The 21,879-nt window shown below is 71.2% G+C and carries 27 protein-coding genes; 14 read left to right on the top strand and 13 right to left on the bottom strand.

Annotated features, from left to right (window positions below; all coding sequences use genetic code 11):
• The first annotated feature begins 71 nt into the window (after nucleotides 1-71).
• Together H4W80_RS39850 and H4W80_RS39845 are read left to right on the top strand one after the other, a co-directional pair.
• Nucleotides 72-815: an SDR family NAD(P)-dependent oxidoreductase gene (locus H4W80_RS39850; protein WP_192789790.1), complete on the top strand. Its 744-nt coding sequence runs from the start codon at nucleotides 72-74 to the stop codon at nucleotides 813-815.
• Nucleotides 808-1,656: a class I SAM-dependent methyltransferase gene (locus tag H4W80_RS39845; RefSeq protein ID WP_192789789.1), complete on the top strand. Its 849-nt coding sequence runs from the start codon at nucleotides 808-810 to the stop codon at nucleotides 1,654-1,656. The genes H4W80_RS39850 and H4W80_RS39845 overlap by 8 nt, the downstream gene beginning before the upstream one ends.
• Here H4W80_RS39845 and H4W80_RS39840 read toward each other — a convergent pair.
• Genes H4W80_RS39840 through H4W80_RS39830 form a run of 3 tightly spaced genes read right to left on the bottom strand, consistent with a single transcriptional unit; the run spans nucleotide 1,629 to nucleotide 4,398 of the window.
• Entirely contained in the window at nucleotides 1,629-2,132 is a 504-nt protein-coding gene (locus H4W80_RS39840; protein WP_192789788.1) for an O-acetyl-ADP-ribose deacetylase, read from the bottom strand. The two genes, H4W80_RS39845 and H4W80_RS39840, sit on opposite strands and share 28 nt — an antisense overlap.
• Nucleotides 2,133-2,148: 16 nt before the next feature.
• Complete coding sequence (locus H4W80_RS39835; protein ID WP_192789787.1) at nucleotides 2,149-3,900, bottom strand: bifunctional copper resistance protein CopD/cytochrome c oxidase assembly protein; 1,752 nt, start codon at nucleotides 3,898-3,900, stop codon at nucleotides 2,149-2,151.
• Between the two features lie 3 nt (nucleotides 3,901-3,903).
• Nucleotides 3,904-4,398, bottom strand: coding sequence for a DUF305 domain-containing protein (locus tag H4W80_RS39830; protein ID WP_192789786.1), 495 nt, complete (start codon nucleotides 4,396-4,398; stop codon nucleotides 3,904-3,906).
• Nucleotides 4,399-4,481: 83 nt separating this feature from the next.
• On the opposite strand from H4W80_RS39830, the gene H4W80_RS39825 reads away from it, so the two are divergent.
• The 6 genes from H4W80_RS39825 to H4W80_RS39800 all read left to right on the top strand — a co-directional run bounded on the left by H4W80_RS39825 (nucleotide 4,482) and on the right by H4W80_RS39800 (nucleotide 7,948).
• Nucleotides 4,482-4,838, top strand: a complete 357-nt coding sequence (locus H4W80_RS39825; protein ID WP_192789785.1) for a BlaI/MecI/CopY family transcriptional regulator — start codon at nucleotides 4,482-4,484, stop codon at nucleotides 4,836-4,838.
• Nucleotides 4,835-5,740, top strand: a complete 906-nt coding sequence (locus H4W80_RS39820; protein ID WP_192789784.1) for a M56 family metallopeptidase — start codon at nucleotides 4,835-4,837, stop codon at nucleotides 5,738-5,740. Before H4W80_RS39825 ends, H4W80_RS39820 begins: the two co-directional genes overlap by 4 nt.
• 63 nt (nucleotides 5,741-5,803) lie before the next feature.
• Entirely contained in the window at nucleotides 5,804-6,295 is a 492-nt protein-coding gene (locus H4W80_RS39815) for a helix-turn-helix domain-containing protein (RefSeq protein ID WP_192789783.1), read from the top strand.
• Nucleotides 6,296-6,298: 3 nt separating this feature from the next.
• Nucleotides 6,299-6,700: a hypothetical protein gene (locus tag H4W80_RS39810; RefSeq protein ID WP_192789782.1), complete on the top strand. Its 402-nt coding sequence runs from the start codon at nucleotides 6,299-6,301 to the stop codon at nucleotides 6,698-6,700.
• A 119-nt stretch (nucleotides 6,701-6,819) separates the two neighbouring features.
• Nucleotides 6,820-7,188 carry a DUF2516 family protein gene (locus tag H4W80_RS39805; RefSeq protein ID WP_192789781.1) on the top strand — a complete coding sequence of 123 codons (369 nt, stop codon included), beginning with the start codon at nucleotides 6,820-6,822 and terminating at the stop codon, nucleotides 7,186-7,188.
• Between the two features lie 25 nt (nucleotides 7,189-7,213).
• Nucleotides 7,214-7,948, top strand: coding sequence for an alanyl-tRNA editing protein (locus H4W80_RS39800; RefSeq protein WP_192789780.1), 735 nt, complete (start codon nucleotides 7,214-7,216; stop codon nucleotides 7,946-7,948).
• Here the strand turns inward: H4W80_RS39800 and H4W80_RS39795 are convergent.
• Nucleotides 7,945-8,856, bottom strand: coding sequence for a TetR/AcrR family transcriptional regulator C-terminal domain-containing protein (locus tag H4W80_RS39795; protein ID WP_192789779.1), 912 nt, complete (start codon nucleotides 8,854-8,856; stop codon nucleotides 7,945-7,947). The genes H4W80_RS39800 and H4W80_RS39795 overlap by 4 nt on opposite strands.
• A gap of 109 nt (nucleotides 8,857-8,965) precedes the next feature.
• Here H4W80_RS39795 and H4W80_RS39790 point away from each other — a divergent pair, with 109 nt between their 5' ends.
• Together H4W80_RS39790 and H4W80_RS39785 are read left to right on the top strand one after the other, a co-directional pair.
• Nucleotides 8,966-10,054 (top strand): FAD-dependent monooxygenase, encoded by a 1,089-nt coding sequence (locus H4W80_RS39790; RefSeq protein WP_225963909.1) that lies wholly within the window; start codon nucleotides 8,966-8,968, stop codon nucleotides 10,052-10,054.
• 28 nt (nucleotides 10,055-10,082) lie between these two features.
• Nucleotides 10,083-11,690, top strand: coding sequence for a DUF2207 domain-containing protein (locus tag H4W80_RS39785; protein WP_192789778.1), 1,608 nt, complete (start codon nucleotides 10,083-10,085; stop codon nucleotides 11,688-11,690).
• On the opposite strand, the gene H4W80_RS39780 is transcribed toward H4W80_RS39785, so the two are convergent.
• Nucleotides 11,687-12,589, bottom strand: a complete 903-nt coding sequence (locus tag H4W80_RS39780) for an asparaginase (RefSeq protein WP_225963908.1) — start codon at nucleotides 12,587-12,589, stop codon at nucleotides 11,687-11,689. The two genes, H4W80_RS39785 and H4W80_RS39780, sit on opposite strands and share 4 nt — an antisense overlap.
• Nucleotides 12,590-12,655: 66 nt before the next feature.
• Between H4W80_RS39780 and dtd the strand changes: the two genes are divergently transcribed.
• Nucleotides 12,656-13,081, top strand: a complete 426-nt coding sequence (gene dtd, locus H4W80_RS39775) for a D-aminoacyl-tRNA deacylase (RefSeq protein ID WP_192789776.1) — start codon at nucleotides 12,656-12,658, stop codon at nucleotides 13,079-13,081.
• A gap of 30 nt (nucleotides 13,082-13,111) precedes the next feature.
• Here the strand turns inward: dtd and ygfZ are convergent, their stop codons facing one another.
• From ygfZ to H4W80_RS39755, 4 genes are all read right to left on the bottom strand, one after another.
• Nucleotides 13,112-14,050 carry a CAF17-like 4Fe-4S cluster assembly/insertion protein YgfZ gene (gene ygfZ / locus H4W80_RS39770; protein ID WP_192789775.1) on the bottom strand — a complete coding sequence of 313 codons (939 nt, stop codon included), beginning with the start codon at nucleotides 14,048-14,050 and terminating at the stop codon, nucleotides 13,112-13,114.
• 77 nt (nucleotides 14,051-14,127) lie between these two features.
• Nucleotides 14,128-14,541, bottom strand: a complete 414-nt coding sequence (locus H4W80_RS39765; RefSeq protein ID WP_185070409.1) for a Fur family transcriptional regulator — start codon at nucleotides 14,539-14,541, stop codon at nucleotides 14,128-14,130.
• A gap of 321 nt (nucleotides 14,542-14,862) precedes the next feature.
• Entirely contained in the window at nucleotides 14,863-15,159 is a 297-nt protein-coding gene (locus H4W80_RS39760) for a DUF2470 domain-containing protein (protein WP_192789774.1), read from the bottom strand.
• Between the two features lie 6 nt (nucleotides 15,160-15,165).
• On the bottom strand, nucleotides 15,166-15,654 hold the full coding sequence (locus tag H4W80_RS39755; RefSeq protein WP_185070407.1) for a heme-binding beta-barrel domain-containing protein: 489 nt from the start codon (nucleotides 15,652-15,654) through the stop codon (nucleotides 15,166-15,168).
• A gap of 96 nt (nucleotides 15,655-15,750) precedes the next feature.
• Between H4W80_RS39755 and H4W80_RS39750 the strand changes: the two genes are divergently transcribed.
• On the top strand, nucleotides 15,751-16,113 hold the full coding sequence (locus H4W80_RS39750) for a DsrE family protein (protein WP_192789773.1): 363 nt from the start codon (nucleotides 15,751-15,753) through the stop codon (nucleotides 16,111-16,113).
• A gap of 10 nt (nucleotides 16,114-16,123) precedes the next feature.
• On the opposite strand, the gene H4W80_RS39745 is transcribed toward H4W80_RS39750, so the two are convergent.
• Both H4W80_RS39745 and H4W80_RS39740 read right to left on the bottom strand, forming a co-directional pair.
• Nucleotides 16,124-16,600, bottom strand: a complete 477-nt coding sequence (locus H4W80_RS39745) for an SRPBCC family protein (RefSeq protein ID WP_192789772.1) — start codon at nucleotides 16,598-16,600, stop codon at nucleotides 16,124-16,126.
• A 2-nt stretch (nucleotides 16,601-16,602) separates the two neighbouring features.
• The gene (locus tag H4W80_RS39740) at nucleotides 16,603-17,418 is read right to left on the bottom strand and encodes an ArsR/SmtB family transcription factor (RefSeq protein WP_225963907.1); all 816 of its coding nucleotides are present in this window, start codon (nucleotides 17,416-17,418) and stop codon (nucleotides 16,603-16,605) included.
• A 157-nt stretch (nucleotides 17,419-17,575) separates the two neighbouring features.
• Between H4W80_RS39740 and sigJ the strand changes: the two genes are divergently transcribed.
• Both sigJ and H4W80_RS39730 read left to right on the top strand, forming a co-directional pair.
• Complete coding sequence (gene sigJ / locus H4W80_RS39735; protein ID WP_225965758.1) at nucleotides 17,576-18,442, top strand: RNA polymerase sigma factor SigJ; 867 nt, start codon at nucleotides 17,576-17,578, stop codon at nucleotides 18,440-18,442.
• A 70-nt stretch (nucleotides 18,443-18,512) separates the two neighbouring features.
• Complete coding sequence (locus H4W80_RS39730) at nucleotides 18,513-19,880, top strand: NAD(P)/FAD-dependent oxidoreductase (protein WP_192789770.1); 1,368 nt, start codon at nucleotides 18,513-18,515, stop codon at nucleotides 19,878-19,880.
• On the opposite strand, the gene H4W80_RS39725 is transcribed toward H4W80_RS39730, so the two are convergent.
• Nucleotides 19,832-20,545 (bottom strand): type 1 glutamine amidotransferase, encoded by a 714-nt coding sequence (locus H4W80_RS39725; protein WP_192789769.1) that lies wholly within the window; start codon nucleotides 20,543-20,545, stop codon nucleotides 19,832-19,834. The genes H4W80_RS39730 and H4W80_RS39725 overlap by 49 nt on opposite strands.
• Nucleotides 20,535-21,764 (bottom strand): Mur ligase family protein, encoded by a 1,230-nt coding sequence (locus H4W80_RS39720; RefSeq protein WP_192789768.1) that lies wholly within the window; start codon nucleotides 21,762-21,764, stop codon nucleotides 20,535-20,537. Before H4W80_RS39720 ends, H4W80_RS39725 begins: the two co-directional genes overlap by 11 nt.
• Nucleotides 21,765-21,879: the final 115 nt, after the last annotated feature.

Below are 21,879 nucleotides of genomic sequence, written 5' to 3'. Positions count from 1 at the left end.
CGACACATGGTCATAACTGGGTATTTAGGGCGGTCGTCAACGTCCCCAGCAGGGCTGGCAGGATGAGGGGCATGCGGAGAACGGCTGTGGTGACCGGGGCGAGCAGCGGGATCGGGGAGGCGACCGCACGGCGGCTCGCCGCCGAGGGTTTCGAGGTGGTGGCGGGCGCGCGGCGGCGCGAGCGGCTCGACAAGCTCGCCGCGGAGGTGCCCTCGATCAGGCCGGTGACGCTGGACGTGACCTCCCAGGAGTCGGTCGACGCGCTGGCGGCCTCGCTCGAACGGTGCGACGTGCTGGTCAACAACGCCGGTGGCGCCCTCGGCCTCGAAACGGTCGCGGAGGGGCACCTGGACGACTGGCAGCAGATGTACGACGTCAACGTGCTCGGCTCGCTGCGCATGACCAAGGCGCTCGTGCCCAGGCTCGTCGAGTCCGGCGACGGCGTGCTGGTGATGGTGACCTCTACGGCGGGCCTGGTGGCGTACGAGGGCGGCGGCGGCTACGTCGCGGCCAAGCACGCGCAGAAGTCGATGGTCGAGACGCTCCGCCTGGAGCTGGTCGGCCAGCCGGTGCGGATCGTGGAGATCGCGCCGGGCATGGTGCAGAGCGAGGGGTTCGCGGTCACCCGGTTCCGCGGGGACGAGACGGCCGCGGCGCGCGTCTACGAGGGCGTGCCCGGCCCGCTGACCTCCGAGGACGTGGCCGACGCGATCGCCTGGTGCGTGACCCGCCCCGCCCACGTGAACATCGACCGCATGATCATCCGCCCGCGGGCCCAGGCCGCCCAGCACAGGGTGCACCGCATCAGTGGCTAGACCGGCCGGGGCCGCCAAGGCGGGGGGCAGACCGGTCGGCGCCATCACCAGGGGCACGACCGGGCACAACCGGCTGCGGCGCGCCGACCGGTGGATCGCCGCCGCGCACGGCCGGCTGCTGCGGGCCGCCGAGCGCCCCCTCGTGGTGGATCTCGGGTACGGCGCGTCGCACACCACGACGCTGGAGCTGTTCACCCGCCTGCGCCGGGTGGCTCCCGCCGTCGAGGTGGTCGGGATCGAGATCGACCCGGCGAGGGTGGCGGTGGCCAAGCCGTACGAGCGGGAGGGCCTGAGCTTCCGGCTGGGCGGCTTCGAGCTGCCCGTCCCGCGCCCGCCGACGCTGGTGCGGGCCTTCAACGTCCTCAGGCAGTACGGCGAGGCCGAGGCGTGGCACTACTGGGACGTGCTCAGAGACCGGCTGGCCCCCGGCGGTGTCCTGGTCGAGGGGACCTCGTCCGAGAACGGGCGGCGCGCGGTCTGGGTGGGGCTGTCTCCGGAAGGGCCCCAGACGATCACGTTCTCGGCCCGTTTCGATGCCTTCGAGCGGCCTTCTGATCTGGCCGACCGGCTGCCGAAGACCCTCATCCACCGGAATGTGCCGGGCGAGCGGATTCATGCGTTCCTGAGCGACTTCGACCACGCCTGGGCGGTGAGCGCGCCGTACGGGGTCCATGGGCTGCGGCAGCGGTGGCTGGCCTCCGTGCGCGCGCTGTCGGGCGCCTGGCCCGTCGTCAGGCGGCCGCCGTTGGGCGGCCCGGCCCGGTGGCGGCTCGGCGAGCTGACCCTCCCGTTCTCGGCGGTGGATCCCCGCGCTCAGAGCCGCGCCTCGAACACGGCGTAGGCCGCGCTGTCGAACAGCACGAAGCGGACGTCCTCCACGGACGTGTCCGCCTGCCGGACCGTGTCCAGGGCGATCCGCGCGGCGTCGTCCATGGGCCAGCCGTAGATCCCGGTCGAGATCGCGGGGAAGGCCACCGACCTGGCCTCCAGGGAGTCGGCCACCCGCAGCGACTCCCGGTAGCAGGAGGCCAGCAGCTCCGAACGGTCCACCGACATGGAGTACACCGGCCCGACCGTGTGGATCACCCACTTCGCGGGCATGCGCCCGGCCGTCGTCGCGACCGCCTGTCCGGTGGGCAGCCCCTTGCCGTAGTGGCCGGCACGCAGCTTCCGGCACTCCTCGAGGATCTCCGGGCCGCCACGGCGGTGAATGGCGCCGTCCACGCCTCCGCCGCCCATGAGGGAGGAGTTGGCGGCGTTCACGACCGCGTCCGCCGATTGCTCGGTGATGTCGCCTTTCACCAAAGTGATGCGCATCTCACCGAGGTTGGCATCAACGGCCGCCCCGCGCCAGCGCCGCGGTCCCTCTGCCGGCCGTGCGCACGGCCGGCAGGACGAGCGCGGGCAGCGGCAGGAGCATGATCACGGCACCGGCCAGGCGCTGGTCGGCGAGGACGCCGGGGGCGCCGGACGGGGCCGCGAGGGAGATCCAGTCGGCCGCGACCGGGGGCGCGAGCAGCAGGTACGTCCCGACGGCGAGGTGGGTCAGGGTCACGGCCGCCAGCAGGCGGGCGCGCTCGCCCCCCGCCACCGGGTCCGCCCCGGTCAGGACGCCGAACACCAGCAGGCCGAGGCCGAAGAACAGGAGCTCGGTGAGCAGGTGTGGGGCGTAGCCGGACAGCGACCACGACAACCAGGGCGTGCCGTAGAGGAGGACGAACGCCCCGAAGTAGACGGCGGGATGTGCCAGGAACCGGAACCGGCCCGGGACGGTGAACGGGGCGCCCAGGCAGAGCAGGAGCGGGGCGACGACGGTGAGCACCGTGTGCTGGACCGAATGGACCGACAGCATCGTCCGCGCGTAGCTCCCGACGCCGCCGAGCAGCACCAGTGCCGTCAGCGCCAGTCCCGCGTACCAGGCGATCGCGCGGCCGGCGGGCCAGGAGGCGGCCCTGCGCGCGCTGACCGCGTAGGCGACCGCGGGCAGCATCAGGAGGATCAGGAGGGTCGGGTCCAGGCGGATCTCGGTGATCAGCGCGCCCGGGGTGAAGGGGGCGAGCGCGTATTCCAGGGCGGACTGGTCGTGGCCGCCGCCGCCGGGCGGTGGCGGCGTGCGGGACAGGCCGATGGCCAGCCCGACGGCCGCCGCCATCACGATCACCTCGCCGGTGGCCAGGCGGACGAAGGTCCGGCGTACGGACCGGTCGGCGATGCCCGCGACCGTGCGGCGGCGGTGAGTCCAGCCGAACAGGCCCAGGAGCACGAGGGCGGCGGTCTTGGCCAGCAGGAGCTGCCCGTACGCGCTCTGCCAGAGGTCGGAAGGGGCGCTGAGCCGTACCCAGGCACTGGCCACGCCCGAGAGGGCCACGGCGGCGAAGCAGCACAGGGCGAGCGCGCTGAACCTGGGCAGCACCGCCAGCAGCTCCGGGGACCGGCGGAAGTGGACGAGCACCGCCACCAGGCCGCCGACCCAGACCGAGACCGACACCAGGTGCGACATGAGGGCGGAGACGGCGATGTCGTGGTCGCCCGCGGAGGCGGCATGCCCGACGTAGGCGGGCGGCAGCAGCCCGAACACGGCGACCGCCAGCCGGACCGCCGCGGGCAGCCGCCAGGTGAGGCCCGCGACGACGGTGGCGGCCAGCACCACGAGCAGGGCCTGGGTCTGCAGGATGGAGGTGCCGAACTCCAGCAGATCGGGCGAGGCGAGCAGGTCGCCGGCGGGCAGCGGGATGAGGTTGGACAGGGTGAGCACGTAGCTGAGCGCCGTCGCCAGGGCCCAGCCGAGCGCCCACCAGCCGGCCGCGCGGCGGCAGGAGCGGGACTCGGGCGAGGAGGCGGGGGCCAGGAGGGCGGCGGTGAGCGTTCCGACGCAACCGACCGCGCACACGTCGAAGCAGAACCGGGCCAGCGGCAGCCCCCACTCGGTGAACGGCCCGGCCGTGGGCAGCCCGGGCAGCTCCGGCTTGATGGCCCCGCCGAACCGCAGGACGACGACCAGCACCACGACGCCGGCCGCCACCGCCGCGCCGGCGTAGGCCCTGGCCGGCCTGCCCTCCGCGACCAGCGGGAACGCCCTGGCCACGGGTCAGCCCGCTTGCTTGGCGATCTCGGCCAGCTCCGCCTTCTGAGCCGTGATGATCTTGTCTGCCAGCTCGAGCGTGGGCCCGTGCTTGCCCGACTTCTTGACGGTCTCGGCCATCATCACGCCGTGCTCCAGATGCCCCGACAGCGCCGTCAGCCACTCCTTGTCGAAGCCGGCGCCGGCCTTCAGCTCCGAGCCCATCCGGTCGGTCGGCTCCGGCGGCACCGTCTCCTTCCAGGACTCCAGCCACGACGTCATCATGTCGATGTCCGCCTTCTCCTCCGCGATGAGCTTGGTGCTCAGGTCACGGACATACGGGGACTTTCCGCTCTTGGCCGCCACCTCGGCGAGCTGGATCGTCTGCTGATGATGCGTGATCATCTCCTGGCTGAAGGCCACGTCCGCCTGAACGTGGGTCGACGTGCTGTCCGCCGAGGCCGCGCACCCGGCCGCCAGCACCAGACCGAGCAGGGCAACAACCGCTGTACTCCAACGCATGCACGGAGATACGCACGACACGGAGACACGGTTCACACTCCCCGAATGCCAGCTCGACAGGTTGTAGAGCTACCCTGAAGGGCGTGAAGGGTCTTGGCGAGCTTGAGCGCAGCATCATGGACATCCTCTGGGCGGAGAACGGCGCGCTGACCGCCCGCGAGGTCGGCAGGCTCATCGCCGACCGCGACCTTGCCCCCACCACGGTCATGACCGTGCTCGACCGCCTCACCCGCAAGGGCTTCCTCGAGCGCACTCGGGACGGGCGCGCATGGAGATATGAACCGGCCGAAAGCCGCGACGCGTACATCGCCGAGCTTATGCTGGAAGCCTTGGACATGACGGGCGACCGATCGGCCGCCCTGACTCGCTTCGCCCAGGCCGTGTCGGGCTCGGAGGCGGAGATCCTGCGCAGAGCCCTTACGGAGCTGGAGGAAGAGTGATCACGGCAGCGGCGCTGGCAGCGCTCGCCACGGCGTGCGCGGTTGGCTCCTGGCGTTTCACGACTGCCCGGTGGACCTCGCGCGCTCCCCGGCTGGCCATCATCGTCTGGCAGTCCCTGGGCGTGTCCTGGGGCCTGGCCACCACCGGCGCCATGCTCGCCTACGCGGTCCAGCCGTACGGCGAGGGGGTGCTGCCCGGCCTGTACGCGTTCGCGCGGGGGGAGGCGCCGCAGGAGGCGTGGGACCCGCTGCACGTGCTGGCCCTGATCGCGGGGCTCACCGCCCTGACCGTGCTGATCGCGGTGCTGCTCACCGCGGGTGCGCAGGCGCTGCGCGCACGCCGCCGGCACCGCATGCTGCTCGCGCTGATCTCCCACGACGACCCCGGCGTGCCCGGGGTGCGGGTGCTCGCCCACCCCGGCGCCGCCGCGTACTGCGTGCCCGGCCTGCGCTCGCAGGTCGTGGTGAGCGAGGGCGCGCTCAAGCTGCTGTCGGAGGACGAGATGGCCGCCGTGCTCGCGCACGAGGCCGCGCACGTGCGCGAGCGCCACGACCTGGTGCTGCTGCCGTTCGCCGCGCTGCGCAGGGCGCTGCCCTGGTCGAAGGTGGTGGCCGACGCGCAGGCGCAGGTGGAGCTGCTCATCGAGATGGCCGCCGACGACCGCGCCCGGCGCTACTGCTCGCCGCGCAGGCTGGCGACGGCGCTGCTCAGGTTCGGTACGGCGGGTGCCATGCCGACCCCTCACGGCATGCTCGGCGTGCACGCCAAGCACGTCATGGCCAGGGTCGACCGCCTGATCAAGCCGGGTCCCGAGCTGGCCGCCCCGGTGCGCTACGGCTACATCGCACTGTCTGTGACGTTGGTCACCTCCGCGCCTCTTCTGTGGGTCTTCCAGCTCTGACGTGCTTGCTGGTGTTAACCACCTCGTTTGCAATTGCAAGCACTACGGGGCAGACTATGAGGCATGGCACTACCCAAGGTCGACTCGATCGGTGAATACATCCGCGAGCAAAGGCAGCAGGCGAAGATCTCGCTGCGCCAGCTCGCGGCGGCGGCAGGGGTCTCCAACCCCTACCTGAGCCAGATCGAGCGTGGGCTGCGCAAGCCGAGCGCGGAGATCCTCAACCAGATCGCCAAGGGTCTGCGCATCTCCTCGCAGGCGCTCTACGTGCAGGCGGGCCTCATCGAGGACCGCGAGCCGCCAAGCGACGTCATCACGGCGATCAGGGCCGACACGCACCTCACCGAGCGGCAACGCCAGGTGCTGATTGATATCTATGAGTCGTTCCGTAAGGAGAAGCGCGCCGAAGACGAGCAGACCTCCCAGAATGCTCGCCCTCGGCACGGCTCCGGATCGGACGACGAACCGCTGCCAGAGGAGTTTCTCGCCGCTCTTGAGCCCTATACGGCGACCTCCGGCAACGGCAACGTCACCCAGGAAACCAAGGAAGGTTAACCCATGACGCTCGCAACCGAGGTCAAGAAGCTTACGGAGTCCAAGCCGTTCTACGCCGTCGCGGGTGTCGGCGACTTCGCGGTCGAGAAGCTCCGCGAGCTGCCCGAGCAGCTGCAGAAGCTGCAGTCGCGCCGCACCGAGCTGACCAAGGATCTGCCGGAGATGGCCCGCGTGTACGCCGGCAAGGCCGAGAGCTTCGCCAAGGAGTTCCCGGAGAAGGCCCGCGGCTACGCCGACCAGCTCGCCGGCAGGGCCACCGAGGCCTACGAGGACTTCGCCACGCGCGGCCGCCGGGTCGTCAGCAAGACGAGCGGCGACGCCGCGCTGGAGCTCAAGGAGGTGTCGCAGGCCGCCAAGCCCGCCACCCCCGCCAGGAAGCCCCGCACCACCAGGGCCAAGGCTTGAGTTGACGCGAAAGCCCGTCTCCCGAGGGAGGCGGGCTTTCCGCTTTGGGGTGCCCGTCTGTCAGGGTCGCCTATTAGGCTGAAGCCGATTTCATTGCGGCGTGGTGCGGAGCCAACAACATGAATTTGATCAACAGTGTCCTCAATCTCCTCTTCCTGGTGCTCGCCGCCGTCATCTTCGGCATGTCGGCCTACGCGCTCGTCCACGCGCTGCGCGTGCCGACCGGCGCTTTCGTCTCGGCGGGCAAGCTGCAGAAGAACATCTGGCTGCTGATCCTGGCGCTGGCGACGCTGTTCTCGGTGGGCGGCGCCTGGAGCTACTTCATCGATTTCCTCATCGTCGGCGGCGCCGGGTTCATCGGCCTGGGCGCGCTGGGCTTCTTCTCGATCGTGGCCGCCATCGCCGCCACGATCTACATCGTGGACGTCAAGCCGGCGGTGAAGGGCATGGGCGGGCGGGGCAACAACGGTCCCTACGGCCCCTGGTGATCGACCCGGGCGTTAGGCTGCCGACATGACCTACGACCTCCACGGGCGCACGCGGCGGCTTGAACTGTCCGACCAGGTTCTCCGCGACTTCGAGGCCGTCGTGCTGGACGCGACGCCCGAGGGGATCGTGCTGGACAGGTCGGCGTTCTACCCGGGTGGCGGCGGCCAGCCGGCCGATCAAGGAGTGCTGATCTGGCAGGGCGTCGAGACGCGCGTCGTGGGGGTGCGCAAGGGTGACGACCTGCAGCTGATCCCGGCCGAGGGCGATCCGGTCCCGCCGGTGGGCACCGTGGTCCGGGCGGCGGTGGCCGACGAGCGGCGCTCGGCCCTCATGCGTACGCACTCGGGGCTCCACGTGCTGTGCGGGGTGGTGTTCAGGGACTACGGCTGCCTCGTCACCGGCGGCAACATGGACGAGCTCAGCGCGCGGATGGACTTCGACCTGCCCGAGGTGCCCGCCGGGTTCAAGGAGGCCGTCGAGGACGCCTGCAACGCCGAGATCGCCGCCGACCGGCGCATCGACGTACGCGTCCTGCCGCGCGAGGAGGCGTTCGAGATCCCCGACATCATCCGCACGGCCACCAACCTGGTCCCGGAGACCGTCCAGGACGTGCGGATCGTCGACATCGTGGGCCTCGACACCCAGGCCGACGGCGGCACCCACGTGGCCTCCACCAAGCAGATCGGCCGCATCAAGGTGGCCAAGATCGAGAGCAAGGGCCGCGGCTTCCGCCGGCTGCGCATCCAGATCTGCGACTAGTCGATCACCTTGGCCAGGCCGTCGAGCAGCGGGCCGAGCCCGAACTCGAAGAGCCGGTCCAGGTCGAGGTCGAAGTCGCCGTCCAGCTCCGCCACGACCCCGGCGAAGGCGCGATAGTCGCCGGACTCGGCGATCCAGCGCAGGTGCTCCTCCTGCCCGGCCATGAACTCCTCGGCGCTGAGCCCCGTGGCGGCCTGGGCCTGCCGCTCCAGCTCCAGGTTGGCGGCGATGCCCTGCACGTAGCTGTAGAGCAGGGTGTGGACGTGCATCTTGGCCGTGGCGTCGAGCCTCGTGCCCGCCAGCGCGGCCATGACCCATTCCGTGTGCCTGAGCAGGCCGGCCGAGGGCGTCGGCCTGGTCAGCGAGGTGACGCCGGCCATCCACGGGTGCGCGCGGTAGCCGGCCCACTGGAGGCGCGCCGACACCTCCAGCCTGGCCCGCCAGCCGTCCGGGGGCTCCTCGGGCAGCGGGAACTCGTCGATGACGGCTGAGATCATCAGCAGCACCAGGTCGTCCTTGCCGCCCACGTGGCGGTAGAGGGACATGGTGGCCATGCCGAGCCGGTCGGCGACGCGGCGCATGGTCAGCTCGGGCAGTCCCTCGGCGTCGGCGATCTCGACGGCGGCCCGTACGATGCGCTCCCGCGTCATCTCGTTTCCTGAAATATCCGGCCGCCGGGCCGCCGCCCTGCCCCCGCGCGGCTCCGCCACGATCGTCCCCACGCGCGGCTCGGCGACCACCACGCCCTCCTGGGCCAGGAGGGCGAGCGCTTTGGCGGCGGTGGCCAGGGCGACCCCCCGGTCCCTGGCGAGCTGCCTGGTGGACGGGACGCGGTCTCCCGGGCGGAGCCGGCCGTCGGCTATGCGGCGCTTGATGTCGGCGACGATCTCGGCGTAGGGGGCTGCCATCCCATCCTCCTGTACTAGTACAGATCTTCCCATCTTACCCTTGTGAGCTGCTGTCCGTACTGCGTACATTCAGCGTACAACGTCAACTTCGGCAGACAAGGAGCAGATCATGAAGGTGCTCATCTCGGGCGCGAGCGTCGGCGGCCCCGTCCTGGCGTACTGGCTGCGGCGGCACGGGTACGAGACCACGCTCGTCGAGCGGGCCCCGGCCCCGCGCAAGGGCGGTCAGGCCATCGACATCAGGGGCGCCGCGCTGGACGTGGTCGCGAAGATGGGCGTCATCGAGCAGATCAGGGCCCTGCGGACGACCATGCGCGGCATGTCCATGGTGGACGGCGACGGCACCGAGCTCATGCGCAGCTACGAGGAGACGGTCAGCGGCGGCCGGTTCGACAGCCCGGACATCGAGATCATGCGCGACGACCTGACCGCCATCCTCACCTCGGCCTCGGGCGCCGAGTACGTGTACGGCGACTCGATCGCCACCCTCGACCAGGACGCCGACGGCGTGGACGTGACGTTCGAGAGCGGCGGCCGGGGGCGCTACGACTACGTGTTCGGCGCCGACGGCCTGCACTCCAACGTGCGCAGGCTCGCCTTCGGCCCGGAGGCGCAGTTCCTCAACCACCTCGGCACGTACGTCTCGATCTTCACCGCCGACAACTTCCTCGGCCTGGACCACTGGCAGACCTGGTTCCGCGAGGGCGACACGGGAGGCGCCCTCTTCAGCGACCGGGACGCCACCGTGATGCGGGTCAACCTGGGCTTCGGCGCGGATCCGATCGACTACGACCACCGCGACGTCGAGCAGCAGAAGCGCCTGATCCAGGAGCACTGCTCGGGGCTGCGCTGGGAGGTGCCCAAGCTGCTGGAGGCCATGTGGAAGGCCGACGACTTCTACTTCGACGCCATGGCCCAGGTCACGATGGAGCGCTGGTCGAAGGGCCGGGTCGCGCTGGTCGGCGACGCGGGCTACTGCCCCTCGCCGCTGTCGGGGCAGGGCACCAGCCTGGCGCTGGTGGGGGCGTACGTGCTGGCGCAGGAGCTCGGCCGGGACCCGATCGGGGCCTTCGACCGGTACGAGGAGCGCCTGCGCCCGTACGTCGCGCGGAACCAGGCGCTCGCCCTCGAGAACCCCGGCCAGGGCGCCTCGCCGGAGAGCGTTCAGCGGGCGGCAACCAGCATCACGCTGGACTGACAGTCACGAACCGATACGATTTGCCGCCATGGGTACCAGACTCACGATCGCCGCGCTCGGAGCCGCCGCTCTGACGCTGACCGCCGCACCCGCGTACGCGGCGGGCGCCGGGATCACGGACGAGGTGACGATGACCCTCGGCAAGAACGGCACCCTGCACGTGGTCGAGAAGATCAGCGGGGCGTCGGGTGAGCTCAAGCGGACGTTCATCACCAGGACGCGGTACGACGACGGCAACGACCGCCTCTACCAGATCTCGAACGTCAAGGGCGGCACCCTCGCCGGCGACGTGCTCACCGTGAAGGGCGACGGAACGGTCGAGTACGACGTCAAGGGGGCGGTGACCACCTCGGGCGGTGTCGAGGAGCTGCGCTGGTTCGCCGTGAACGGCTGGAACCAGCAGGTCGCCAAGGCGACGGTCAAGGTGAACGGCCCCGGGCAGGTCCAGAACCTGTCCTGCTTCGCCGGCGAGCTGACCTCGGCCATCGGCTGCACCTCGGCCTCCATGGACCACTCGGCCACGCAGGCCGACTTCGAGCAGGAGAACATCGCCCCCGGCCAGGCCCTGACCGTGGTCATCGGATACCCCAAGGGGTCCAGCTCCGGCACCCCCATCCTGGAGCAGCGCTTCTCGCTGGCCTCGGCGTTCACCCTGAACACCGTCACCGGCGGCGCCCTGGCCGGCCTGCTGGTGCTGCTGCTCGGCGGTGTCGTCCTGCTCTACTGGACGCGCGGCCGGGACGCCAGGGCCGCCGGCCACGCGCAGGGCCCGGTCGATCCGGTGCAGAACGGCCACTTCTCCCCGCCCGACGGCGTGCGGCCCGGCCAGATCGGCACCCTGGTGGACGAACAGGCCGACGTGGTCGACGTGACCGCGACGATCGTCGACCTCGCGGTCCGCGGCTACCTGCGGATCGACGAGCAGCCGCGCCAGACGTACGACGCGCCCGACTGGATGCTGGTCAGGCTGCCGAACGCGCCGGTCAACGCGCTGCTGCCGTACGAGCGCGCCCTGTACGACGCCATCTTCGACGGGCGGGACGCGGTGCTGCTGTCGCAGCTGTCCGGCTCGTTCGCGGCCCACCTGGGCAAGGTGCGCGACGCTCTCTACGCCGACGTGGTCAAGCAGGGCTGGTTCGCCCGCCGGCCCGACACCGAGCGCACCAGGTGGACGACGATCGGCGTGGTGCTCATCGCGGTCGGCGTGCTGGCCACGGCGGGGCTGGCCTGGTTCACCACGTACGGGCTGCTGGGTCTGGCCGTCATCATCGCGGGCGGCGCGCTGGCCGTCGGCGGGCAGTACATGCCGGCCAAGACGGCCAAGGGCTCGGCGGCGCTGGCGCACACGATGGGCTTCCGGCAGTACCTGTTCTCCGGCGAGCTGGGGGACGTGCCGGAGCAGCACCGGGTGGAGCTGTTCTCCCGGTACCTGCCCTACGCGGTGATCTTCGACGGGGTGGAGCACTGGTCGCGGGTGGTGGCCTCGGTCACGGGCAACGGCCACCAGTCCGACAACCTGTACTGGTACCACGGCCCCGCGGAGTGGGACCTGTCCAAGTTCGCCGGGTCGATGCGGACGTTCACCACGACGACCTCGGGGGCCATCTCCGCCACCCGCCAGTTCCGCACCCTCTAACGGAACCGGAGCTCACCCACCGGCCGCCCGCCGCCGAGCACCGGCGGGGCGGCCAGCTCGGCCAGCTCGGGCGCGTCCAGGCCCAGCGAGCGCAGGGCCGCCACCGTGGCCGGGACGCGGGCGCGTTGCGACCCGTCCTCGATCTTGACGGTGCCCGCGCGCCCGTCCTCGAACACGAACGCGTCGAACGCCTCCGCCCCCGCCTTCAGCATGAGCCCGGGCAGCGCGCGCATCAGCTTGGCCTCGGGGCGGTCGGTGCCCGAGGTCCACTCGGGGTGGGTGCTCATCGCCTCGAAGATCTTGCGCTCGTACGAGTCGGGGGACGACATCGGGAACGCCCTGAACGCCTTCGTCACGCCGAGCATCGACACGAAGAACAGCGGCGCCCCGCACCCGTCCACCCCGGAGGCCGCCACCCGCTCCCCCGTCAGGTCCTCCACGGTCTCGCGGATCGCCCGCTGGAGCGGGTGCCTGGGCTCGAGGTAGGACTCGGTGGGCCAGTCGTTCAGCACGCAGGTGGCCAGCATGGCGGCGTGCTTGCCCGAGCAGTTCATGTAGACGCGGCCGGATTCCGTGACACTCCGGTCGAACGGGTAGTCCTCGGGGCACTGCAGCGCCGGCTCCTCCAGCCCCGCGCCCGCGAGGATCTTCCTGACGCCGTCCACGTGGAACGGCTCGCCCGAGTGCGAGGCGCAGGCCAGCGCCAGCAGCTCACCCTCCAGCTCCAGCCCGGAACGGAGCATGCCGAGCGCCTGGAGCGGCTTCATCGACGACCGTGGCGACGCGGGAACGTGCACCGCGCCCTTCGCCTCGACCGGGCGCCCTTCGGCGTCCACGGTCAGCATGCGGACCTGATGCGTGGACTCCACGAACCCGGACCAGACAACTTCCACAATCATCGACATATCCCTTCCCCTATGGGCTTGAGTCTACGAACCCTGCTTCCTGGTCCAGAATGGGTTGCCATGCGAGCAGTGGTGCAGAGAGTGAGTTCGGCGTCGGTCGTGGTCGACGGTCAGACGGTCGGGGCCATCGACGAGCCCGGCCTGCTGGTGCTGGTGGGCGTCACCCACACGGACACGCGGGCCGAGGCCGCCAAACTCGCCGCCAAGCTCTGGGGCCTGCGCATCCTGCACGGCGAGAAGTCCTGCTCGGACGTGTCGGCGCCGCTCCTGGTGATCAGCCAGTTCACCCTGTACGGGGACGCCCGCAAGGGACGGCGGCCGACGTGGCAGGCCGCCGCCCCGGGGCCGGTCGCGGAGCCGCTGGTGGAGGCGGTGGTGGAGGAGCTGCGGGAGCTGGGGGCGCACGTGGAGACGGGCGTCTTCGGCGCCGACATGAAGGTGTCGCTCGTCAACGACGGCCCGATCACCCTCGTCCTCGACTTCTGACCGCCCGCGCGCCGTCCGCCAGGAGCGCCCTCAGCGGATGCGGCGGCGGAGGGCCGGGTCGATGGAGACGTTGCGTCCCGCGTCCGGCGGCACGATGACCTCCTGCGCCGCCGCCACCCCACCGGCCAGCAGCGGCGCGTCCACCGGCACCGTCCGCTTGACCACCGCCAGCGCGATCGGCCCGAGCTCGTGGTGCCGGGCGGCCGACCCGACCACACCGATCTCCTGGCTCTCGAAGATCACCGGGTCACCGTGCGCCGGCAGCGTGTCGACACTGCCGTCGAGGTGCAGGAACACCAGGCGGCGCGGCGGGTGCCCGAGGTTGTGCACCCGGGCGACCGTCTCCTGGCCGCGGTAGCACCCCTTGCTCAGGTGTACGGCCGCGCCGATCCAGCCCACCTCATGGGGGATCGTCTTGTGGTCGGTGTCGAACCCCAGCCGCGGCCGGTGCGCCTCGATCCGCAGCGCCTCGTACGCCCACAGCCCCGCCAACGGCTTGCCCAGGTGGTCGGGCAGCTCGGCGCGCGGCACCAGGAAGTCCTCCGTGGCCGTGGACAGCACGGCCAGGTCGTCGGCCCGCGACACCTCGACCCGCAGCATGAACCGCATCCGGTCGAGATAGTCGATCAGGCTCTGCGCGGTGCCCGGCTCGACGTGGGCCAGCAGGCTCTCACCGTCGTCGACGAGCGTCAGGTGGTGCAGCACGTGGCCCTGGAGGTCGAGATCGAGCGTCTGTGTCCACTCGCCCGGCCGCAGGGTGTCAAGCTTCTGCGAGGTCAGGTCGTTGAGCCATTTCAGCCGGTCGACGCCGGAGATGCGGACCACCTCACGGTTGCTGCGGTCGACGACCGCCTCACCCTTGGCCAGCGCGCGCTGCTCGGCGAACAGGTCGCCGTAGTGCGCGGCTACGTCGGAATCCGGCCCATCGGCCGCGACGGCACCGGGGAGATCGAGCAGAGGGCTACGCATGCCCTCCAGGTTATCGGCACTCACGGCAACGCCCGAAAGCGCCCGCCCGCCGGGGCCGTGAACCTGTCTCCTGCCCGCTACCGGCAGTTGCGGCACCGGCCGAAGACGGTCAGATGGTGTACGTCCGCCACGAACCCCAGCTCCTCGTCCAGCCCCTTGACCAGCCCGTCCGCGAGCTCGGGCCGTACCTCGAACACCTCGTCGCACCCCCGGCACACCAGGTGCACGTGATCGGCCTCGGCGGCCAGGTGATAGGTCGGCGCACCGTGCCCCAGATGCGTGTGGGTCACCATGCCGAGCTCTTCGAGCAGCTCCAGCGTCCGGTAGACCGTGGAGATGTTCACGCCACGCGCGGTCTCGCGGACCTTGACGCAGATCTCCTCGGGCGTGGCGTGCTCCAACGTCTTGACCGCCTCAAGGACGAGCTGGCGCTGCGGGGTGACCCGGTAGCCCTTGGCGCGGAGTTCCTCATGCCACTGCGTCTCCGTCATGCCCTGAGTGTACGGCGCGAGGATATTCACTTGCCCCTTTTGAGCAGGAGCGCATAGCGTCTTTGGTACGCGGAAAGGAGGTGGTCCAAGCAATGGTGAATCATAGTTGGGCTAGCGAGGTGGTTGTCCGCTAAGTCGCGGACTGTTGTCTCGTGACGTATGCGAATACGAGGCAACCACCGGGGCCCCATGGCAGCCGGAGGGCGGGATCCAGATCCCGTCTTTGGTCCATCCGGCCCACCTGCCGAGCAGGTGGAGTACGCCTGGGGCCCTTCTTCATTCTCCGCTCGGGAAGCCGAGCACCATCGGGGTGACCCTGCTTCAGTGCTCGCCCCGCGCCGCGATGCCGAGCTTCTCGCACGCGTCCCGGTAGAGCCGCACCACGGCCTTACGCACCTGGGCCCGCTCGGTGAGCGTCTCCCCCCAGGGCACCCGCACCCGCTCCCCGCCGTCGACCACGAACTCGATCGCCTCGGCATCCACGTCACTCGTCACCGCCGAGGTGGCGTCGGGCCGGCCGCCGAGCGCCCGCACGATGATCAGCGAGTCGCCGGCGTGGTCGTCGTTCATGTGACGCTTGATCGCCTCGACGGCGTCAGCGGTGAAGGGCGTGCTCATATCGGCTCAAGCTACCTTCTTCAGCTCCGCCGACATGTGGTCCGTGAGCGGGTGACCCACGGCCGCCATCTCGTACGCCCACATCAGGTTGCCGTTGACCAACCCGTACAGCCGGTGCCCCGCCGTGTACTCCTTGGCGGAGCCGGTGCGGGCCACGACGTCCGTCCGCAGCTCGATCTTGTGGAAGACGACCTCGCCGATGTAGATCTCGACGATCCCGGTCGGGTGGGCGAGCACCACCTCGATCTGCCTGTCGGGCTGCGGGCGCCAGTATCCCGACTCGGTGGCCAGCGGCTTGACCCGGTTGCCGTCCTGGTCGAGCAGCCAGGTGCGGCTCACGTAGCTCAGGAACGGCTTCCCGTTGTGCCCGAACTCGATCTCCTGCCCGAAGTTGAAGCTCTCGATCGTCGGGTAGCCGCCCACGCCGGCGCCTTCCCACCGGCCGAGCAGGAACGCGATGGGCTCCAGGTCGGGGTGCACCTCAGGTTCTTCCATGCTCCCCAAGCGTAGTGCTCCTGGCTCGCCGTACGGACTCGGTCTACAGCTCGTCGGAGTCCTTCGCCGGGAGGCGGGGCGCGTTAGGGTGACGGTATGGAACGATCACTGGTGATCAAGGTGACCGCCGGGGCAGATGCCCCTGAGCGGTGCAACCAGGCGTTCAACGTCGCGGCCGCCGCGCTCGCGAGTGGTGTGCCCGTTTCGCTGTGGCTGACCGGCGAGGCGTCGTGGTTCGCGCTGCCGGGCAGGGCCAAGGAGTTCAGCCTGCCGCACGCCGCGCCGCTCGCCGACCTCCTCGACGCCGTGCTGGCGGCGGGGCGCGTGACACTCTGCACCCAGTGCGCGGCCCGGAGGGGCATCACCGTGGATGACCTCATCGACGGGGTCCGCATCGCGGGCGCGCCGGCGTTCGTCGAGGAAGTGGTCAGGGAAGGCGCCCAGGCGCTGGTCTACTGAGCTTTCGGGCTCATAGGCCGGTGGGGTGGCGGTCGCGTACGGCGTTGAGGTCGACGTTCTGCTCCAGCAGCGCCTTCGCCGCGCACAGGACGATCGTGAAGCCGCCGGTCGAACCCCCCACGTGCGCCACCACCTCGTCGCCGGACCCGGCGAGCCCGCTCTCTGTGACCTCGACGAACGTGGCGTCCTGTCCGTACGGGGTGAAGCGGAACTCGACGGTCAGCGGGTGGTCGTCGTTCCACTGGAAGAGGAGCCTGCGCCCCTCCTCCACCTCCATGACCAGCACCTCCGTGGAGACCCCGTACATCTCCCACGTCCACCGGAGCCGCGCGCTCGGCGTCATCCTGCCGGTGCTCCTGGTGAACCAGAACCTGGTCGTGACCTCCGGGTCCGCGAACGCCCTGAAGACCTCGGCGGGCGGCCTGCGGATGAGCATCGCCGTCCGCACGTCGGGGATCTTCGTGAGTGTGAGCGTGTCACCGGCCATGGTCAGGCCCCCTTCTCGTCCTGCGGCTCCAAGCGAGCCGTTTCGCCGGTTTCCAGCAGGGTCTTGAGGTTGGAGAGCAGTGCGGGCCAGCCCTGGCTGACCGACTCTCGTACGCCGCTGCCGGGCTCGAAGCCGCTGTGCACGATGGTCAGCTTGACCATCTCCCCTGCCTGCTCGAGGTCGAAGGTCACCTTGGACCTGGGCTCCGCGGCCGCCCGGGCCACTTGTTCGTCGCTCAGGCCGACGGCCTTGGCGAACTCCGGCGTGAAGGTGTGCCAGGAGTAGGCCAGGCGGCGGTGGGGATCGGACTCGAGGACGACCTGCTCCGGGTCCTCGATCGTGATGCCGCCCTGCTTCCAGGCCATCGTCGAGCCCACCTGCCAGTCGGACTCGAGCTCGACGCCCCAGTAGCGCAGGGTGAAGGCGGGCTCGGTCAGCGCCTGCCAGAGCCGCTCCGGGGTGGTCCTGATGTAGGTCGTGTAGACGAAATCGTTGCTGGTCATGGGGCTCTCCAAAGCCGTCTTGAGGTCGGCGAGCGCGCCGGCTCGCCGGCGGTCGTACTGGTTGATCCAGCGCTCGGCGATGGCGTTGATCGGCACGGCGTTGAGGTAGTGCAGCTTCTCCCGGCCGCGCCACATCGTGGTCACCAGGTTGGCCGCCTCCAGCACGGCCAGGTGCTTGCTGACCGACTGCCTGGCCATGTCCAGGCCCGCGCACAGCTCGCGCAGGGTCTGCCCGTTGCGGGTGTTGAGGCTGTCGAGCAGCCTGCGGCGGCTGGGGTCGGCCAGCGCCTTGAACACCTCGTCCATTTGGTCCATTTACCGCCATCCGAACATGCAGCCTAGTGGCTGCATGTTCAACGATAGGCAGCCGGATGGCTGCATGTCAATCGGCGCCGGGCGACCGCGGCCCCGTTCGGGTGGGCGGAGACGGGGTGCCTAGGATCGGGGGTCGATCGACGAGGCGGGGGTGGAGATGGCCGGCGCGCTGGCGGAGGGTGAGTGGGAATCGCATCGCTCCGCGGTCTTCGGGGCGGCCTACCGGATCCTCGGCACCGTGGCCGAGGCCGAGGACGTGACGCAGGAGGTCTGGTTGCGCGCCGTCGCCGCCGACCTGTCCGAGGTGCGGGATCTGCGGGCCTGGCTGGTGACCGTCGCCGCCCGGACCTCCTACAACGTGCTGCAGTCGGCCCGCGTCCGGCGCGAGTCCTACGTCGGGCCCTGGCTGCCCGAACCGCTGCTGACCGGGCCCGACGCCGCCGCCCAGGTGCTCATGGACGAGTCGGTGAGCACCGCGATGCTGGTGGTCATGGAGACGCTCACCCCGGCCGAACGCGTCGCGCTGGTGCTGCACGACGTCTTCGACTTCCCGTTCGCCCGGATCGCCGAGGTGCTCGACAGCACGCCCGCCGCCGGCCGCAAGCTCGCCTCCCGCGCGCGGGCGCGGGTCGCGGCGGTCCAGGAGCGGCCCCGGGCGTCCAGGGCCGAGACCGAACGTCTGCTCAGGGCGTTCAAGGCGGCCGCCGACGCGGGTGACATAGCGGGGCTGGTCGAGCTGCTGGACCCCGAGGCCGTGTACGTCGCCGACGGCGGCGGCGAGGTGACCGCGGCGCGCAGGCCGGTCCTGGGCGCCGAGCGGATCGCCCTGCTGGCGGTCAGGCAGATCGAGCTCAGGCGGCCCGACGCGTTCGAGGTCATCGAGGTGAACGGGCAACCGGCCCTGGCGACCTACCACGGCGGCGACCTGGTCTGGCTCGACACCGTGGAGATCGCCGGGGGGCGGATCACGATGTTCAGGCGGTTGGTCAATCCGGTGAAGCTGGCCCGCGTCGGTCACATCTGACCCCGCCGTCTTGTCTCCCTGCCGACCGGCCCCCGATCCCCCGGGGGCGAGGCGGAGAGAGGACGGGACAGTGGCACACGTTGTGATCATCGGAGGCGGTTTCGCGGGGGTGTGGAGCGCGGCGGGAGCGGCGCTGGCGCGCGAGGCGGCGTCAGTGCAGGGGGCGGCACCGGCGGGCGGCGCGACGGGCGGCGCGACGGGCGGCGCGACGGGCGGCGCGACGGGCGGGGCGGCGGGCGGGGCGGCGGGCCTGCGCATCACGCTCATCTCGCCGAACGAGCACCTGGTGCTGCGGCCCCGCCTGTACGAGCCGGAGCCGGACCTGGCCAAGGTGGAGCTCGGCAGGATCCTCGGGCCGATCGGCGTCGAGCACCTGCGGGCCTCGGTGGTCACGATCGACACCGGCCGCCGCGTAGTGGTGACCGACGGCCCGGAGATCGGCCATGACCGCCGCGCAGTGACGGCCGGAGCCCCGGAGATCGGCCATGACCGCCGCGCAGTGGCGGCCGGAGGCCGGGAGGTCGGCTACGACCGGCTGGTGCTGGCGGCGGGCAGCAGGCTCGTCCGGCCCGAGGGACTGCCCGGCGCCGGGCGGCTCTTCGACATCGACACCCTGGACGGCGCCCGGCGGCTCGCCGGCCACCTGCGCGACCGCGAGGATTACCGCGCCGTGGTCGTCGGGGCCGGGTTCGTGGGCCTGGAGGCCGCGACCGAGCTGGCCGCCCGGGGCCGGGTGCTGCTGGTGGACCGCGCACAGGTGGTCGGGGACCGGCTCGGCCCGGGCCCGCGCGCGGAGATCGAGGCGGCGCTGGACCGGCTGGGCGTCGAACGCCGCCTCGGCACGACGGTGACGGAGGTCGGCGACGGGTACGCCGTCCTGTCCGACGGCACCCGGGTCGAGGCGGACGCGGTGGTCTGGTCGGTCGGGATGCGGGCCAGCGAGCTCACCCGGCAGATCTCCGACGACCTCGACCACCTCGGCCGGGTGCCGGTGGACCGGCACCTGCGCGCCCTTCCGGAGGTGTTCGCCGCCGGGGACACGGCCGCCGCGGCGTTCGACGCCGAGCACACGGTGATGCAGGCCTGCCAGCATGCCACCCCGCTCGGCAAGGTCGCCGGGTACAACGCGGCCGCCGACCTGCTCGGCGTGCCGCCGCGCGACTTCACCCCCGGCCCGTACGTCACCTGCCTGGACCTCGGCGGCGCCGGCGGGATCTTCACCCGGGGGTGGGACCGCCGGGTGCTGGCCTCGGGGGCCGCGGGCAAGGAGATCAAGCAGCGGATCAACGAGCGCATCCACCCGCCGGTCGACGACGCCGCCAAGATCCTCGCCGCCGCCGACCAGGTCTATCTGGACTTGCCCTTCTTCCCCACCGACGAGGAGAGCGTTCAGCCGGGCAGGACGGCGGCCAGGCGCTCCTGGCGCAGGGCGTCGTAGCGGGAGTTGTCGAGGGGCGCCAGGTCGCCCACCCGCCACGACAGCAGCAGGTCGGCCAGGGCCGGGTTGCGGGCCAGGGCGGGCCCGTGGAGGTAGGTGCCCACCACGTGGCCCGCGTAGCAGCCCTCGAAGCCGTCTCCGTTGCCCACCCCGACGAGGGTCCGGGACAGGGGCTTGACGCCGGGGCCCAGGTGGGTGATGCCCATGTGGTTCTCGAAGCCGGTCAGGGTGGGGAGGTTGAGTGCCGCGTCCACCTCGGCGGCCAGCTCGCCGACCGCCCGGGCGGGACCGCGGGAGCTGGCGATGTCCAGCAGCCCGATCCCGTCCACCGGCTGGCCCTCCTCGCCCCCGAACGTGCTGCCCATGATCTGGTATCCGGCGCACACCGCCAGCAGGGCGGCGCCGCGGGCGACGGCGCGGTGGAGGCCGCCGTCGCGGCGCAGGCGTTCGGCGGCCAGGATCTGGGGGCGGTCCTCGCCACCGCCGATGAGGTAGATGTCGCCCGAATCCGGCACCGGGTCCGCCGAGCGCACGTGGATCGTCTCGGTCGGGATCCCCCGGCGGTTGGCGCGCTGCTCCAGGACGAGCGCGTTGCCCTGGTCCCCGTACGTGCTCAGCAGGTCAGGATAGATCCAGACGATGCAAAGGGCGCTGTCAGACGGCACGGCCGAACTCCGTTCGGATCTGCTGGAAGGCGGTGTAGTTGGCGATGACGTCGACCCGGCCGGGAGGCTGCATGGCCAGCGCCTCCGTGAACGAGCCGCACAGCGTGAACGGCACGTCCGCCACGTCGAGCCGGAGCGCCAGGTCGAGACGGCGCTCGCCCGTCACGAAGACGGGGCGCCCGCGCAGGATGCGGTAGTCGACGTCCCACAGCCAGGAGGTGTCGCGCCCGTCGGGGCCGTTGGCGTTGACCGAGAGGATGATCGGCAGCCGCGGGTCGGCCACGTCGAACGCCTCCAGCCACCCCGCCGGGTTCTTCGCCAGCAGCAGCCGCGCGTGGCGGCCGTCGCGCTCGACCGTGGTGTAGCGGCCGGCCACCGAGGTGACCTGGCGCAGCCGCGGCAGCGCCCGCTCCACCGGCACCCCGAACGCCTCGGCCACCGCCAGCGCCATCACCGCGTTGGACCGGTTGGCCAGGCCCGGCAGCTGGATGTCGAGCTGCCACCGCTGCCCGCGCGGATCGACGGCCACCTCGTCGTCGATCGCCCACTGCGGCTCCGGCCGGTGGAACGTGCACTCCTTGCACGCCCAGTCGGCGTCCTTACGGTCCAGCGGGCCGCCGCACTCGGGGCAGCACCAGGAGTCTTCCTTCCACCGCTGGCCGCCGGAGACCCAGGTGACCTTGGCGGCCGTGGAGGCGCCCCAGGTCACGAGCGGGTCGTCGCAGTTGGCGATGACGTGGGTGGGCTTGCCGGACAGCGCCCTGCGCCACTTCTGCGCGAGCAGCCAGATCTCGGCGGCGCGGTCCATCTGGTCGCGGCTGAGGTTCATCAGGCACACGACGCCCGCGCCGGTGGTGTCGAGGACCTCCGGCAGGTATTTCTCGTCCACTTCGAGCACGCCGTACGGGGCGCTCTTGTTCTGGGAGAGCGCCGAGACGTGGCCGGCGGGCATGTTGGCGCCCAGCGCGTTGGTGGCGACGTCGCCGAGCTCGAGGAGCGCCGAAGTGATCAGCCGCGTGGTGGTGGTCTTGCCGTTGGTGGCGCTGACCAGGGCCAGCTTGCGGTCGCGGGCCAGCTTGCGCAGGAGGTCGGGCTCAAGCAGCAGGCCCACTCGCCCACCGATCACCGAGCCGTCCCCGCGCCCGGTCATCTTGGACAGCGTCGCGGCACTGCGGCCCAGGGCGCTGGCGAGCTGGGCCCGCAGAGGAAGCTGGGTCATGCCCAAGGATCCTAGTCGGCATTGGCCGATAGTCTGGAGACGCACACGAAAACGCGGCCCGGTCGGTAGCCCGGGCGAAGCTTCACCGTATCCGCCCTTCCATGGGATGTCCGGT

It is taken from the genome of Nonomuraea angiospora (assembly GCF_014873145.1).
Classification (GTDB): domain Bacteria; phylum Actinomycetota; class Actinomycetes; order Streptosporangiales; family Streptosporangiaceae; genus Nonomuraea; species Nonomuraea angiospora.
Note: the sequence above shows the minus strand (reverse complement) of the source record. Positions and strands in the feature narration are given on the sequence as shown.